Origin of the sequence: Geomesophilobacter sediminis (genome assembly GCF_016458275.1) — a bacterium.
Lineage (GTDB): Bacteria > Desulfobacterota > Desulfuromonadia > Geobacterales > Geobacteraceae > Geomesophilobacter > Geomesophilobacter sediminis.
The window spans coordinates 87,121-100,433 of sequence record NZ_JAEMHM010000018.1 but is presented as its reverse complement, the minus strand read 5'-3'; the positions used below and the strand labels follow the sequence as shown (position 1 = coordinate 100,433).

The window sequence follows — 13,313 nt, the reverse complement described above, 5'->3', positions numbered from 1 at the left end:
CGAGCAGCCCGGTAAACATAAAGGAGTCACCAGATGTTCAGAGAAGAAATCGCCAAAGTAGATGATCTTGCCGAGCGCATTGCCAAGCTCCGGGGGTCTCTTTGACGTAGATCGCAAGAAGGAGTCGATCCAGGAACTCGAGGAGGCGATTGCCCGTCCCGATTTCTGGGACAACGCGGACAAGGCGCAGCAGGTCCTGAAGGAGCGGACCTCCATGGAGAAGGACGTCGAGGAGTGGCAGCGGTTGAGCCGCGAGCTGGAGGACGTGCGGATCCTCATCGAGCTCGGCAGCGAGGCCGAGGACGAGGAGACGCTCGCCGAGGTCGCCGCGCTGAATGCCAAGCTGGAGGAGGGGGTCACCCGCGCCGAGTTCAAGCGGATGCTCTCCGGTCCCCACGACGCGAGCTCCTCCTTCGTTTCCATCAACGCGGGGGCGGGCGGCACCGAAAGCCAGGACTGGGCCGAGATGCTCCTGCGCATGTACCTGCGCTACTGCGAGAAGAAAGGGTGGAAGACCGAGATCACCGACTACCAGGCCGGTGAGGAGGCCGGGGTCAAAGGGTGCACCTTCGCGGCCACCGGCGAGTTCGCCTACGGCTACCTCAAGGCCGAAGCGGGCATCCACCGCCTGGTCCGGATTTCGCCCTTCGACAGCAACGCCCGGCGGCACACCTCGTTCGCGTCGGTCTTCGTCTTCCCGGTCATCGAGGAAGAGGACATCGACATCAAGATCGTCGAGAGCGACCTAAGGGTAGACACCTACCGCTCCAGCGGTGCCGGCGGCCAGCACGTCAACACCACCGACTCCGCGGTCCGCATCACCCACATCCCGACCGGGATCGTGGTCGCCTGCCAGAGCGAGCGGAGCCAGCACATGAACAAGGCGACCGCCCTGAAGGTGCTCCGTTCCAAGCTGTACGAGATGGAACTTCGGGAGCGCGAGGCGAGCGCCAGCGCCATCGCCGGCGAGAAGAAGGAGATCGGGTGGGGGAGCCAGATCCGCTCCTACGTCCTGCATCCTTACAAGATGGTGAAAGATCTGCGGACCGGCGTGGAGAGCGGCAACCCCGACGCGGTCCTGGACGGTGACCTCGAGGATTTCGTGGTCCCGTATCTGATGGGGGTTCGCCGGGAGACTCAGGATGTTTAGGAAGTTGAAAGCGGCTACGATCGCCTTTTGCCTGCTGGTGCCGGTGGCGACCGGGTGCGCCGCCCAGAAGGCCGGGATCAGGAACCTCGGTTTCGCCATCCAGGTGGGTGCGTTCTCCGACGTGAGAAACGCGGAGCGGCTGACCGCGAAGCTGCAGAAAAAGGGGATCGAGGCCTTCTATTTCAAGAAGGAGAACGGTATCTACGCCGTGCGCTTCGGCGACTTCGAGCGAAAGGAAGAGGCGAGCCGGGCGGCCCGGAAGCTGGTTTCGGAGCGGGTGATCGGCCCGTATTTCATCGCCGCTCCCAGGCCGGAGGGGCGCCGGATGGAGCCGGTCCTGGAAAAGGCGCCGGCACCGTCGCTGCGCAAGGCGCCGCCGGAGCGGCAGGCGAAGGTCGAGCCCCGCAAGGAGCAGGAGCCGCGTGAGCAGGAGCACCGCCGTCGGGAGGTGGAGGCACGCAAGGACCGCAACGACATGGGGTTCATTGCGGCCCGCACCGCCGAGCGTTTCGTCGGAATCCCCTACCGTTGGGGCGGCGACACCGTCGTCGACGGGATGGACTGTTCCGGATTCGTCCGCGCCGTCTACAACCTGTGCGGGGTGAACATCCCGCGGACCTCCCGGGAGCAGTTCCGGGTGGGCGATGCGGTCGGCAAGGACGAGTTGAAGGATGGCGACCTGGTCTTCTTCGGGGCTTCCGAGGACCAGATCACCCATGTGGGCATTTTCGTGGGGGGGGGCCGTTTCGTCCACGCGCCGAAGCGCGGTGACGACATCAAGGTTTCCACCATCGACGAAGGGTATTTCCAGAAGCGCTTTGTCGGCGCGAAAAGGTATTTTTAGCAATTGCTTCCCCGCCGGGTCGGATCCGACCGATCGGTCCGATCCGACGGATCGGTCGGAGCAGTCCGGCGGGGGAAGAAACTCAATTGGGAGAACACGATGGCATTTATCAAACCTTTCAAGGGCGTGCGCCCGGTAAAGGAACTGGCCGAAAAGGTCGCTTCGCTTCCCTATGACGTGATGAACACGAAGGAGGCGATCCGGATGGCCGAGGGGAACGAGGTGAGCTTTCTCCACATCTCCCGTCCGGAGATCGACTTCCCCCTCGGCACCGACGAGCACAGCGATCAGGTGTACCGCCGCGGGCACGAAAACCTCGAGCGCTTCCTGAAGACGGGCGTGCTGCTGCAGGACGAGACCGACCGCTACTACGTCTACAAGCAGCGGATGGGGAACATCACCCAGACCGGGCTCGTCGTCTGCGCCGGGGTGGACGACTACCAGAGCGGTGCGATCAAGAAGCACGAACTTACCCGCGCCGACAAGGAAGAGGACCGCGTCCGCCACATCGATACCCTCGATGCCAACGACGAACCGGTTTTCTACACCTACCGCCACGATCCGGCCATCACCGCGCTGGTCGACTCGGTTACCGCCGGGGCACCGCTCTACGACTTCGTCACCGACGACGGCGTCTCCCACACCCTGTGGGCGGCTGCCGATCCGGCGCTGGTGGCCGAGCTCACCGCGCGCTTTGCCGCCATCCCGACCCTCTACGTCGCCGACGGCCACCACCGGAGCGCCGCGGCGAGCCGGGTGCGCGAACTGCGCAAGGCGGCCAACCCGGCCCACAACGGTACTGAGGAGTACAACTTCTTCCTCACCGTCATCTTCCCGGACAACGAAATGAACATCATGCCCTACAACCGGGTGGTGAAGGACCTCAACGACCGGAGCGTGGCCGAGTTCATGGCGCAGGTGGCCGAGCGTTTCCTGGTGACCCCGGTGGCCGGGAAGCTGAGCCCCACCCAGCGGCACCAGTACGGCATGTACCTCGCCGGGAAATGGTATGAGCTGGTCCCGCGCGAGGGGACCTTTGTCGAGGGGGACCCGGTCGGGGCGCTGGACGTCTCCATCCTGCAGGACAACCTCTTGAGCCCGGTCCTGGGGATCCGCAACCCGCGCACCGACCAGCGGATCCACTTCGTCGGCGGGATCCGGGGCATCGAAGAGCTGGAGCGGGTGGTGGACTCGGGCGAGTACCAGGTCGCGTTCTCCCTCTTCCCGACCTCGATGGAGGAGCTCATGTCGCTGGCGGACCAGGACAAGATCATGCCGCCGAAATCGACCTGGTTCGAGCCGAAGCTGCGCAGCGGGTTGTTCATCCACATGCTGGATTAGGCGCTTTCTCCCTCTCCCGGAGGGAGAGGGGCGCTAGGGGGGGCACTCCCGAGCCATCGCGGATGACATTGTCCGGCAAAAGCAAGAAAACTTCGCCAAACAGAACATTTACATTAAAGAATCGCGGTTCTGGGTCGAAGAGTGCGGATGTATACACCGCTCAGACCGCCGCAACCGATTGAGAAGAGACTCAAAAGGAGGTTTGTTTCGATGCGTAATGTTGAGAAGTTCATCGTCGCGCTGCTGCTGATTGCAGCTATCGCCATTCCCGCCTGCTCGCAGAAAGAGGTGAAGGGGCCGGGCGAAGCACCCGTTACCGCCGCCGGCAGTGAGGTGAAGACGCCGTCCGGGCTCGCCTATGTGGATCTGGTCCAGGGCAAAGGCGCCTCTCCCGTGGCGGGCAAGGTCGTGACGGTGCACTACACCGGCTGGCTGGTGAACGGGACCAAGTTCGACAGCTCGGTAGACCGCGGCGAGCCGTTCAAGTTCACCATCGGCGCCGGCCAGGTCATTCCGGGCTGGGACGAAGGGGTCATGGGCATGAAAGTCGGCGGCAAGCGGAAGCTGATCATCCCGCCGCAGCTCGGCTACGGCGCCGCGGGCGCCGGCGGGGTCATCCCCCCCAACGCCACCCTCATCTTCGAGGTTGAACTGCTCGACGCAGCCCAGTAACCGGGGCGCGGGCGCCATTCTCTGCAGGAGCGGCCTTCCTGCCGCGATTCGCAACTGCCGGTCACGGCAGGAATGCCGCTCCTACCAATGAATCGCTTCCGACTGAGTTGCCGACGTCGTTGCAAAAGGCCTTCCGGTGGTTACATTTGACTCTTTCGCGGTCAAAACGAACCTTCGGGAGGTGGCTCCATGCGAAAGATGCTCTGGGCGGTGGTCGTTCTTCTTTCGGTATCCTCGGTCGAGGCGGCGCAAAAGCAGGTGATCCTCTACCTGGACGGAGCCCGGGTCGAGCAGGAGGTCACCGCTTCCGGCGGCTACCTGGAACTCCCGCTGCCGGAATCGTTTCGCAAGGATTCGCTGCGGGTGAAGCCGCTGGGTGGAACGGTGCAGCGGGTCGAGGTCGTCCCGGCGGAGCACGATCCGCGGCCGGCTTCGGAGCTGGCCCGGCTCGAGGAACGGAAAGGTGCGCTCCTGGAGCGGATCGAGTCGCTGGAGCTGCGCGAGGAGATCTTCGCCGCTGCGGCTAAATCGCACACCAGCCGGGCGCCGCGCAAGAGCAAGAACAACCCCGATCCCATGGGGCAGATCCGGCAGGGCGCCGACTATGCCCTGGGGCAGCTGGACCAGGTCCACCGGGCGAAGAAGAAGGCCCAGGGGGCGCTCAAATCGGTCGAAGACGAGATCCGGAAGGCGCGCAAGGGCGAGGCGCTGGTGCGGGTCTGGACCACCGGAAAACGGACCCGGATCTCCTACCTGCGGGACGGCGTTTCCTGGACCCCCAGCTACGATTTCCGGCTCAACGGTCCCGGCGAGGGGGAGCTTCTGCTCCATGCCCGGCTTCCCTCCCGCGAGAAGGGTACCCGCTACCTGGTCGCTCCCGGCAATCTGGCGGCGGCGCCGCATCCGCTGGCGGTCGACGATGAATTCCCGGTCCTGTGGCGCCGCCCGCTCGCCGTGGAAAAGGTGACCTACCGCGAGGCGCCTCATCCGGCCCTCTCCTTCACCTTCCGCGATACGGCAGCGGGGCTGGCGCCGGGGATCGCGTCGGGCTATTGGCGCGGCGAATACCTCGGCAGCATCCTCTATGCCGGCGGAAACGCAGGTGAAATGGTGTTTGGCAAATGAGACGATCAGTCCTTGCCTTTTAAGAATTAAAATGTTATAAGGTCCTCATTTTTGCGTGAGATGGCGGTTTTTAATTTTCCAGCACAAGGAGGAGATATGTCGGCAGCAAATTCTGACTACGTGAAGGCGCTTGAGGTCGGCCGCCCCCCCAACATCGGACGGCTGTTCCCGAATTCGAAAGCGCTGCTGGTGAGCGGCAAGGCGATCGACCGGGCGATGAACGCGAAAGGGCATGCCCTGGCGCTGGCCGCCAACGGCAGGAACCATTTCGTGATCCGTGGCGTACTGGCCGCCGCCCAGCGGGCGAACGCCGCCGTCATCATCGAGATAGCGAAATCCGAGGGGGGCCAGAAGGCCTACTGCCCGGTGAACTACTGGAATATGGCGCGCCAGGTGGACGCGGTATGCAACGAACTGGGCATCACCATCCCGGTTGCCATTCACGCCGACCACTACGGCATCAAGAACGCCGGCGACATCGCCTCCGCGAAGGTCGAGATCCCGAGCATGTTCGATGCCGGCATCACCTCGATCGCCATCGACGCTTCGCACCTGCCGGACGAAGAGAATCTCCTGGCCAACCTCGAGCTGAACAGCTTCATCCCGGCCTGGGCGAGCCTTGAGACCGAGGTCGGCGAGATCAAAGGGAAAGAGGGGCTCTCCACCGTGGACGAGGCGCTCTTCCTGATCCGCGGGCTCAACGCCCACGACATCTTCCCGGACTGGATCGCCCTCAACAACGGCACCACCCATGGGATCGAGGCGAGCGACGCCGGTATCCAGGTCGAGCTGACCGCCGAGATCCACGAGGCGATCAAGCAGTACGGGGTGAACGGGGCCCAGCACGGGACCTCCGGCAACTCCTACGACCGGCTCCGCGCCATCGCCACCAAGACCCGCACCACCAAAGCCAACGTCGCGACCGCGCTGCAGTTCGTCTCCTGGGGGCTCGAGGTGAACGAGTACGGCAACGCCAACCTCGACGCCAACGGCAACTTCATCAAGGTCAAGGGCGAAGGGATGAGCGAGGAGCTGTGGGGCGAGATGGTCGCCTTCGCCGAATCCAAGGGGTGGAAGAAGGGGGATTACAAGAACCTCAACCTCCCCTTCGAGAACAAGCTTTTGGCCCAGCCGCGCGAGATCCGCGAGCGGATGGCGGCCCGGGTCGAGGCGTTCGCCTACGAGCTGATCACCAAGGTCTTCAATTCCGCCGACACCGCGCCCTTGGCGATTGCCGCGATCCTCGCCGCCGGCTCGTACGATCTCGGCGCCAAAGGGAAACGGATCGAGAACCCGGCGGACTGGACCCGCGAGATGCTCGCCAAGCAGGCCCAGGGGCTTTCCCGCGACAAGGGTCCCGCCGGCAATTTCGAAGACTGATCCTGTCTGTTGCAGTCTGGTAGTGGACGGTAGAACCGAAAGGGGGCCCCAGGCCCCCTTTTTTTAACCAAGGCAAAGAGGTGTTGCCATGCAAGACAAGAGGGACTTTTCCCGGGTATCATTCAAGGTTTCGGCGCTGCTCCAGGCCGACGGAGTCACTCTTAAGGGTGAGGTGAAGGACATCAGCATGCACGGCATCTTCGTGCAGACTGAAGAGAAACTGCCGGTCGGAACTCCCGTCGAGATCACCATCTACCTCTCCGCCGCCGATCCGATCGTGATCAACGTGAGCGGTTCGGTCGCGCGTTGCGAAGAGACGGGGCTCGGCTGCATTTTCGAAAAGATGGACATCGATTCCTTTGCGCACCTGCGCAGCGTCATCTCCTACCAGATGGGAGACGTGACCCAGGTACTGACCGAGTTCGCCGACTACGTGCGCAAGAAGATCGAGACTCCCCAAAAAGGCGAGTAATGAACCTGGCGAACGACCTGGCTCCTTTTCTGGAGTGGTTCGAGACCTACTGCCGTTCTTACCGTAGCGACAATCCCGACGACCAGCGCAACTACGACCTGAAGGAGCTGCACACCCGGAAGGTTTTGGAAGGTATTTTGCTGATCGCGGCGGAGGGAGACGAGCGTCGTCGTTTCCTTGCCGGGATCACTGCGCTTTGCCACGATCTCGGCCGTTTCCCCCAGTACCGCAGCTACGGCACCTTTCGCGACAGCGATTCCGTCAATCACGCCCACCTCTCCGCGCAGATCCTTTCCGAAAGCGATCTGCTGCGCTCCCTCCCGGCCGGCGAGGCCGCCAGCATCCATACCGCCGTCCGGCTCCACAACGTGTTCAGCATCCCCCAAGGGCTCGATCCGCAAAGCCGCGACCTCCTGCTCCTGGTGCGCGACGCCGACAAGCTCGACATCTGGCGCGTGTTCATCGAGTACTACCAGGCCCCGCCGGAGGAACGCGCTTCCGCGGCCGCACTCGGGCTTCCCGAAGTGCCGGGGTGCTCGCCGGAGGTGGTGGCAACGGTTCACGCCGGAGAGATCGTCCGTCTCACCCAGCTTAAGACCCTGGACGACTTCAAGATGCTGCAGCTCTCCTGGCTTTACGACATCAACTTCAAGGCGACACTGGCGCTGGTCCGCGAGCGCAAGATCATCGATCAGATCGCGGCAACCCTGCCGGACGCTCCCGAGGTGTTGGGGGCAGTTGCCCATTTGCAGGATTTCCTCGAGGCTCGGCTGGGGAAAAACGAGGCGTCGCGGTGAAAATGAAATAATGGGTTGAAAATTGCCGAAGCGATGCTTACATTGCGCCGGCAGGCTCAGTCAACGTAGACAGCCCCGGACCGCGGTCCCCATGGGGGCCGGGGCCACAACCGTTCAGGGCAAAAGGAGCAACAACATGCAGAGATACTTGAGACTCTTCGCACTATTGGCGGCACTTTCGGTGGTCGGGATGACGGTTACCGCAGGCGATGCCGATGCGCGCGCCGGTGGAGGACGCTCGATGGGGAGCCGCGGCTCCCGCAGCTACAGCCGTCCGGTTGCGCCGCCCTCCCAGGCACCGTCGCGCCAGTACGCCCCGTCGCCCACTCAGCAGCCGTATCAGCAACCCTTTCAGCAGCCGCGCCCGGCGGGCGGTTTCTTCCGCAGCATGCTGGGGGGGATGGCGGGCGGCTTCCTGGGCGGCATGCTCTTCCGCTCCTTGGGCTTTGGCGGCGGTTACGGTGGCGGCGGGGGAATCGGGCTGTTCGAAATCCTGCTCCTGGCCGGGATCGGGTACCTGATCTACCGCTTCGTGACCAGAAAACGGAGCTCGGAGCCTTATTACCAGGACAGCGGGCGCAACGGCCAGGGGAACGTGATCCAGATGAACGAGTACCAGAATCAGGGCTACGGCGGCACCCAGGGCCCGAGCGAGCTGGAGGAAGGGCTTTCCTACATCCGGCAGATGGACCCCGGCTTCGACGAACAACGGTTCAACGACAACGTCATGGACATCTTCTTCAAGATCCAGGGGGCGTGGATGAACCGCGACCTGAGCAGCGTGAATGGGTTGCTCACCGAGGAGATGCGCGGCATCTTCCAGCGCGACATCGACGATCTGAAGAGCCAGGGGCGGGTGAACCGCCTGGAGAACATCGCGGTGCGCACCGTGGAGGTATCCGAGGCGTGGCAGGAGGAAGGGAAGGATTTCATCACCGCCCTGATCTACGCGAACCTCCTCGACTACACGACCGAGGACGCCACCGGTGCGGTGGTAGCCGGGAGCAAGACCGATCCGGTGAAGTTCGAAGAGTACTGGACCTTCACCCGGCCGGTGGGAAACAATCCCTGGAGGCTGGCGGCGATAAATCAGAAATAAGTGCCGCAGCGGTTCAGGCAGGAAAACAAAAGGGGCTCCGATCAGGAAGCCCCTTTTGTTTTCCTTGGCGGTACCACCCCCCGCACTCGGGGAGAGGGAGTAGGTCAAGGATGGATGGGCCCAGCATGCTGCGCCCCTACCTGTAGTTGACCTTCTTCACGATAGATGGAATTGGGGGCAACGGTAGCAGCGGCAATGCTGCGGCGATGACCTGTTGCTTGTCTGTTGTCCCTGTTCAAAATCAGGGACGCTGTGCAAGAAAAGGACAAATGCAGGATTTGCGTGATGCGGCGCAGGGTTATGCCAGGACCAGAAGACAATGGGGGGAGCAGTTGTTCAAGAAGTTGCAGTGGCAGGTTCTGGATTGGTGAAATTTTATATCTGATTAGTGCCGCTGATTCAATGGCTTATGAGAGAAATGGGTGCGCCTGTGACTTTGGCATTGTTGTTGTAGTAAGAAGATCGATGCTTGAGAGCGCATCAACCCATTTTGCGCTGGCTGGGAGTCCTCCTTCCTACCGGCGCTTTTTTTTTGCCTGGCGCCAGGCCTCACCGACGGTTGGCAATCAACCTCGCAGGGCGCCCCCACAGGATCCGCAGCCTTATTGGTTTCGACGTTTCACTGTCTCATTGTCCCGTCAGTTTTCCCGTCTGTCTCAGCGCCTCGTACAGTACGATACCTGCCGAGGTGGAGAGGTTGAGGCTGCGCACCTTTCCCAAGATCGGGATCCGTACCGAGGTTTCCGGATTCGCGTCGATCAGCTCCTCGGGCAACCCCCTGGTTTCCTTCCCGAACACGATGAAATCGCCCTCCTTGAATTCCATCGCCACATGGCTTTTCGCCGCCTTCTTGCTCGTGTAGATGAAGCGGGCCCCGGGATACGCCTTGGCCAGCTCCTCCAGGTTTTCCCAGTAATGGATCTCCACCTCGCTCCAATAGTCGAGGCCGGCCCGCTTGAGATAGCGGTCGTCGGTGGAAAACCCGAGCTTTCCCACCAGATGCAAAACCGTCCCGGTCGCGCCGCAGAGACGGGCGATATTGCCGGTATTGGGGGGGATTTCCGGCTCGACGAGGACGATATGGAAAGGCATTGCTACAGACATTTTGGACACTCCTGACGGTTTTTCCTTCCTCCCGGACCGTGCCGGACCGTACCTGCCTTGGCACAGAGAAAAGGTTGTGGGAACTTCTTCCCATCTGCGATGCGGTGGTACTGGAAAGAAGATTCCCTGTTCTATCTCAAAAAGGGCGAAAATGCAATTTTAGCTGTTGTATCTGCCCGTAAATACTGTGGTTTCTTTTGCTGTGCTTGCAATTTGCCGGGGTAGGGGCTATGATGACCATCCCACTGACACCACGGAGGAAGTTTTGACCCAACCTGACCACAGCGGACATTTCGGACCTTTCGGCGGACGCTACGTCTCCGAGACGCTGATCCCTGCACTCCAGGAGCTGGAAAAGGCTTACGAGCATTTCCGCAACGACAAGGAGTTCAAGGAGGAGTTCGCGTACTACCTGCGTCAGTACGTTGGGCGTCCCAACCCCCTTTACTATGCCGAGAAGCTCAGCAAGAAACTGGGGGGGGCGAAGATCTATCTCAAGCGGGAGGATCTGAACCACACCGGCGCCCACAAGGTCAACAACACCATCGGTCAGGGGCTCCTCGCCAGGAGAATGGGGAAAAAAAGGGTCATCGCCGAAACCGGCGCCGGCCAGCACGGCGTCGCGACCGCGACCGTGGCCGCGCTCTTCGGGATGGAGTGCGAAGTCTTCATGGGGGAGGAGGACATCCGGCGCCAGTCGCTCAACGTCTTCCGGATGAAACTCCTGGGGGCCAAGGTGACGCCGGTAACTTCGGGGACCGCAACGCTCAAGGACGCGATGAACGAAGCGCTGCGTCACTGGGTTACCTACGTGGAGAACACCTTTTACATCATCGGCACCGTGGCGGGACCGCATCCTTACCCGCTCATGGTGCGCGATTTTCAATCGATCATCGGGGAGGAGGCACGAGCGCAACATCTCGAGGCCGAGGGTAGACTACCCGATTATCTCGTGGCGGCGGTCGGCGGCGGCAGTAATGCCATCGGACTGTTCCACGCTTTCATGAACGACGCCTCGGTCCGGATGATCGGAGTCGAGGCGGCTGGGTTTGGGATCGAGACCGGCAAGCATGCGGCACCGCTTTGCGCCGGCACGGTCGGCGTCCTGCACGGGAACAAGACGTACCTGCTGCAGGATCAGTTCGGCCAGATCGCCCACGCCCACTCCATCTCCGCCGGGTTGGATTATCCCGGTGTCGGTCCCGAGCACGCCTGGTTGAAGGACAGCGGCCGGGCCAGCTACGTCTCGGTCACCGACGACGAAGCGATGGATGCGTTCCAAACCCTCACTCTCGAGGAGGGCATCATACCTGCTCTGGAATCGTCGCATGCTGTGGCGCACGCCATCCGGCTGGCGCCGACCCTGGGCCGTGAGGAGACCATCGTCGTCTGCCTCTCCGGCCGGGGCGACAAGGATATCCATACCGTTGCCGAGCGCATGGGGGTTCAACTGTAGAGGCTTCGGCCAGTGATTCAGCATTAAAAACAAAATAGTGAAGCGGGCCGCCTGGATCGGACCCTCTTCCTCTTCCTTGACTGACGTTGTCGCGAATTCTTCCGGAACTACCCTTCCTACGACTTCCACCACCTCCAGCCCTTTCCTCCAACAACCTACGGGCGATCTTTTTGCTGCGGCCTAGGCCGCCTTTGAGACCGATTCGCGACGGCACATATGCCGCCCCCGGCAGGCTTTTCACTCATTCCTTACCCGAATTGCGTCTTGAGGTGCGCTCGGTATCGGGACGGGGCGATACGCCCGTGAAATTAAAAGTAAATTTAAAATTTCTAATGTTAATGCTTGCAATTGGCTCTTATTTGAGTACACTGTTCCGCATTCTAAGCGGAGCTTAATCCAATGAAAGGAGATGATTGGCGCAGGCTTTACCGACATTTACGTAACAAACTACCTAAAGAGCCGGCAGAAGCCATCTAGTGACCGTCTATGACCAAAACTACTGTTTTGCTGATCGCACTGCTGTTTTTCATCGTGTCGTGCGACCAGTCCCATTTCCAGCAGGCCGAGGTGCCGGTAAGTCCGGCGAGTTCGGCGATGGATCTGGGGATTTATTCAAAGGGGGAACCCCAGGGGACCGAGCTTCCTTCCCACCCGTTCGTCGTGGTGGATGAGCCCAAGGACGCGATTCTCGAGGGGAGAAAGAAACTGATACCCGCCATTACCGAAACCTTTGCCAAGCGGACCTCGTCCGAACGGGCGAAATGGCTGGCGGAGATCTGCTACCGGGCAACCCAGGGGACGATGTTTTCCCCCCTGGACCTTGCCGAAATTGCACTTGCGGAAACGGGCCCTTTCCGCCTCTCCTCGAAGGCGACCTCGCCCAAAGGAGCCATGGGTGTTTGGCAATTGATGCCCGAGCGTGCACTGAGCCACGGATTCATGCCGTGGGAGATGCGCGACGATGAGAAATGCGCCCAGGCCGCGGTGAGCGAGCTGCATGAAAAACTGAGAATAGCCAAGGGAAACCTGGCACGGGCAAAAAGGCTGTACTGTGGTGGTGGGCGCGCAGCGCGCATCTACGAAGCACAGCGTCGGGTGTATCGGCAGGAGATCCTGGCCGAGCTCGAGAAAAAGGAGCGCGTGACGCTCGCAAGACGATAATAACTCTTTGGTTTTTGTGATTCGATTTATGTTATATTGTGCGGGTTCCGGTTCCGGGACCCGCTTTTCTTATGTTTCGAGTCCCACGGAGAACGGCATGGTCGCGGTACTAAGGCACAGCCATTTTAGGAGCTCATATTGTTGCGAAACTATCTTTTCCTGCTGTTGGTGGTAGTAACCCTGCTTCCCGGCTGCACCTCCTTCGTCAAACAGCCGGTGGTGACCGTGAAGGACGTCAAGATGGTCGGCGTCGACGCCGGGGGGGCCCAGATGGAGCTGAACCTGGTGGTCGAAAACGAAAACGGCTACAACATCCGCCTGCTGGGCTACAGCTATGACCTCGAGGTAAGCGGCATCCCGCTGACCAAAGGCGGCGCCCGCGACGAGGTCACCTTCGCCCCGAAGGAGGCCACCGAGTTCAACATCCCGGTGCGGATCGCCTACGGGGATTTGATCTCGCTGTTGCAGCGCGATCCCGACCCGGACCACGTCCCCTACCGGCTGCGCGCGGGACTGGACCTCGATACCCCGGTGGGGCACATGACGGTCCCGATCGACCGGAAGGGTACCTACCGGATTCCCAGGCAGTATCGCCCTTCCTACTACCTGGGGAAAATGAAGGATATCCTCGGCCTGGGGCAGTAACCAAATAAGCGGTAGGTACGATCGCGGCAGGAATGCCGCTCCTACAGCTTCGGCCAATGCCGGTGCC

13 protein-coding genes are annotated in these 13,313 nt (G+C 61.5%); 12 read left to right on the top strand and 1 reads right to left on the bottom strand.

What is annotated here, in order from left to right; genetic code table 11:
* Positions 1-33: 33 nt before the first annotated feature.
* The 9 genes from prfB (at position 34) to JFN93_RS19675 (ending at position 8,880) form a co-directional block, all read left to right on the top strand.
* A protein-coding gene (gene prfB, locus JFN93_RS19715) for a peptide chain release factor 2 (protein ID WP_199385856.1) occupies positions 34-1,150 on the top strand; the annotation gives its coding sequence in 2 pieces (ribosomal slippage) (positions 34-102 and positions 104-1,150; 1,116 coding nt in all).
* A complete protein-coding gene (locus JFN93_RS19710; protein WP_199385855.1) occupies positions 1,143-1,994 on the top strand; it encodes an NlpC/P60 family protein in 852 nt (283 codons plus the stop codon). Before prfB ends, JFN93_RS19710 begins: the two co-directional genes overlap by 8 nt.
* A gap of 99 nt (positions 1,995-2,093) precedes the next feature.
* Positions 2,094-3,335, top strand: a complete 1,242-nt coding sequence (locus tag JFN93_RS19705; RefSeq protein WP_199385854.1) for a DUF1015 domain-containing protein — start codon at positions 2,094-2,096, stop codon at positions 3,333-3,335.
* Positions 3,336-3,545: 210 nt separating this feature from the next.
* The gene (locus JFN93_RS19700; RefSeq protein WP_199385853.1) at positions 3,546-4,007 is read left to right on the top strand and encodes an FKBP-type peptidyl-prolyl cis-trans isomerase; all 462 of its coding nucleotides are present in this window, start codon (positions 3,546-3,548) and stop codon (positions 4,005-4,007) included.
* A 189-nt stretch (positions 4,008-4,196) separates the two neighbouring features.
* Entirely contained in the window at positions 4,197-5,132 is a 936-nt protein-coding gene (locus JFN93_RS19695; RefSeq protein ID WP_199385852.1) for a hypothetical protein, read from the top strand.
* Between the two features lie 96 nt (positions 5,133-5,228).
* Complete coding sequence (locus tag JFN93_RS19690) at positions 5,229-6,512, top strand: class II fructose-bisphosphate aldolase (RefSeq protein ID WP_199385851.1); 1,284 nt, start codon at positions 5,229-5,231, stop codon at positions 6,510-6,512.
* 88 nt (positions 6,513-6,600) lie between these two features.
* A complete protein-coding gene (locus tag JFN93_RS19685) occupies positions 6,601-6,984 on the top strand; it encodes a PilZ domain-containing protein (protein WP_199385850.1) in 384 nt (127 codons plus the stop codon).
* Positions 6,984-7,781 carry an HD domain-containing protein gene (locus JFN93_RS19680; RefSeq protein ID WP_199385849.1) on the top strand — a complete coding sequence of 266 codons (798 nt, stop codon included), beginning with the start codon at positions 6,984-6,986 and terminating at the stop codon, positions 7,779-7,781. The genes JFN93_RS19685 and JFN93_RS19680 overlap by 1 nt, the downstream gene beginning before the upstream one ends.
* 136 nt (positions 7,782-7,917) lie before the next feature.
* Positions 7,918-8,880 (top strand): Tim44 domain-containing protein, encoded by a 963-nt coding sequence (locus tag JFN93_RS19675; protein WP_199385848.1) that lies wholly within the window; start codon positions 7,918-7,920, stop codon positions 8,878-8,880.
* 627 nt (positions 8,881-9,507) lie between these two features.
* Here JFN93_RS19675 and JFN93_RS19670 read toward each other — a convergent pair.
* Positions 9,508-9,984: a tRNA (cytidine(34)-2'-O)-methyltransferase gene (locus tag JFN93_RS19670; protein WP_199385847.1), complete on the bottom strand. Its 477-nt coding sequence runs from the start codon at positions 9,982-9,984 to the stop codon at positions 9,508-9,510.
* Between the two features lie 265 nt (positions 9,985-10,249).
* On the opposite strand from JFN93_RS19670, the gene trpB reads away from it, so the two are divergent.
* The 3 genes from trpB (at position 10,250) to JFN93_RS19655 (ending at position 13,246) form a co-directional block, all read left to right on the top strand.
* The gene (trpB, locus tag JFN93_RS19665) at positions 10,250-11,440 is read left to right on the top strand and encodes a tryptophan synthase subunit beta (RefSeq protein WP_199385846.1); all 1,191 of its coding nucleotides are present in this window, start codon (positions 10,250-10,252) and stop codon (positions 11,438-11,440) included.
* A 486-nt stretch (positions 11,441-11,926) separates the two neighbouring features.
* A complete protein-coding gene (locus JFN93_RS19660; protein WP_199385845.1) occupies positions 11,927-12,601 on the top strand; it encodes a transglycosylase SLT domain-containing protein in 675 nt (224 codons plus the stop codon).
* Positions 12,602-12,742: 141 nt separating this feature from the next.
* Positions 12,743-13,246 (top strand): LEA type 2 family protein, encoded by a 504-nt coding sequence (locus JFN93_RS19655; protein WP_199385844.1) that lies wholly within the window; start codon positions 12,743-12,745, stop codon positions 13,244-13,246.
* Positions 13,247-13,313: the final 67 nt, after the last annotated feature.

Coding starts and splice junctions, on each gene's coding strand:
- JFN93_RS19710 (WP_199385855.1), top strand. CDS start 1,143: ATGTTTAGGAAGTTGAAAGCGGCTACGATCGCCTTTTGCCTGCTGGTG.
- JFN93_RS19705 (WP_199385854.1), top strand. CDS start 2,094: ATGGCATTTATCAAACCTTTCAAGGGCGTGCGCCCGGTAAAGGAACTG.
- JFN93_RS19700 (WP_199385853.1), top strand. CDS start 3,546: ATGCGTAATGTTGAGAAGTTCATCGTCGCGCTGCTGCTGATTGCAGCT.
- JFN93_RS19695 (WP_199385852.1), top strand. CDS start 4,197: ATGCGAAAGATGCTCTGGGCGGTGGTCGTTCTTCTTTCGGTATCCTCG.
- JFN93_RS19690 (WP_199385851.1), top strand. CDS start 5,229: ATGTCGGCAGCAAATTCTGACTACGTGAAGGCGCTTGAGGTCGGCCGC.
- JFN93_RS19685 (WP_199385850.1), top strand. CDS start 6,601: ATGCAAGACAAGAGGGACTTTTCCCGGGTATCATTCAAGGTTTCGGCG.
- JFN93_RS19680 (WP_199385849.1), top strand. CDS start 6,984: ATGAACCTGGCGAACGACCTGGCTCCTTTTCTGGAGTGGTTCGAGACC.
- JFN93_RS19675 (WP_199385848.1), top strand. CDS start 7,918: ATGCAGAGATACTTGAGACTCTTCGCACTATTGGCGGCACTTTCGGTG.
- JFN93_RS19670 (WP_199385847.1), bottom strand. CDS start 9,984: ATGTCTGTAGCAATGCCTTTCCATATCGTCCTCGTCGAGCCGGAAATC.
- JFN93_RS19660 (WP_199385845.1), top strand. CDS start 11,927: ATGACCAAAACTACTGTTTTGCTGATCGCACTGCTGTTTTTCATCGTG.